This window comes from Wolbachia endosymbiont of Drosophila incompta (assembly GCF_001758565.1).
In the GTDB taxonomy this organism is placed as follows: domain Bacteria; phylum Pseudomonadota; class Alphaproteobacteria; order Rickettsiales; family Anaplasmataceae; genus Wolbachia; species Wolbachia pipientis.
This window is the reverse complement of the sequence record NZ_CP011148.1, coordinates 1,218,389-1,219,543: the sequence shown is the minus strand read 5'-3', so window position 1 is coordinate 1,219,543 and position 1,155 is coordinate 1,218,389. Positions and strand designations below refer to the sequence as shown.

Below are 1,155 nucleotides of genomic sequence, written 5' to 3'. Positions count from 1 at the left end.
GGACTATCAGTCAATTTTTTGGAAATTTTTACGCTTTTTACTGAATCTCCAAGCACTGTGGTAAAATATTGCAGTATAGTTTCCTCAGTTTTTTCTTCATTCGATTTATTTTCTTCATCTGTCTTATCTTCTTCTGAAGAGAATTTTTCCAAATCAACATCTGCACGGGTTACAGACTTGATTTTCTGATCTTTGTATTCATGAATTACACTAGTCCAAAAGTCATCAACTGGATCAACAAATAGGAGCACTTCTAGTCCTTTACTGACGAATCCCTCAAGTTGCGGACTGTTTTTCACTGAATCCAAGCTATTTCCAGTGAGATAATAGATATGCTCCTGCTCAGGCTTCATTCTGCTTATATAGCCATCAATGCTGACTAATTTCTCATCACCAGTGCTATGAAATCTGCAAATCGAGAGCAGCGCTTCTCTCTCATCAGTTGGCATAGCTTCACAAAGACCCTCTTTTAATACTGCACCAAAATTGGTCCAGAATTTTGTGTACTCCTCTAAATTCTCTTTTGCCTTTTTACCGAGCTCTGATATCGCGCGTTTAGTGAGGGATTTCCTGATTTGCTCAACAACACGATTATTCTGCAACGTTTCTCTGCTGATATTAAGAGGTAAGTCCGGTGAATCAACAATACCTTTCAAGAAACGTAAATACTGCGGTATGATCTGTACATTATCTTCAGTGATAAATACTTTATTTACATATAACTTAACAGAGCAACGTCTATCTGGATGGAATAAATCAAAAGGTTTTATAGAAGGAACATAAAGCAAATTTGTATATTCTATTGCACCTTCATTTTTATTATGCAATATCATCCAGGGCTCCCCGCCAACGTGGGCAACACTGCGGAAAAAATCGTTGTGCTCCTCTTGAGTAACGTCATTTTTTGGCTTAGTCCAAATTGCAGCCTTACTGTTTAACTTTTCACTTTTTCCTTCTTCGTCTATAAATTCAACAGGAAAATTTATGTGATCAGAGTAAGTAGTGACAATATTTTCAACACGAAATTTATCTAAAAACTCGTTTTCTTCAGGATGCATAATGAGCGTAATTTTGGTTCCGCGAGGGACTTGATTATCTGACTTGCTGATTGAATATTCCCCATCTCCTTTGGATTGCCAGATCCAAGACTCCTCT

At 37.2% G+C, this 1,155-nt stretch carries 1 protein-coding gene; it reads right to left on the bottom strand.

Features of this window, described 5'->3' with window-relative positions; all coding sequences use genetic code 11:
- On the bottom strand, positions 1 to 1,155 hold a 1,155-nt coding region (gene htpG / locus WG67_RS05545), incomplete at both ends, for a molecular chaperone HtpG (RefSeq protein WP_458695020.1).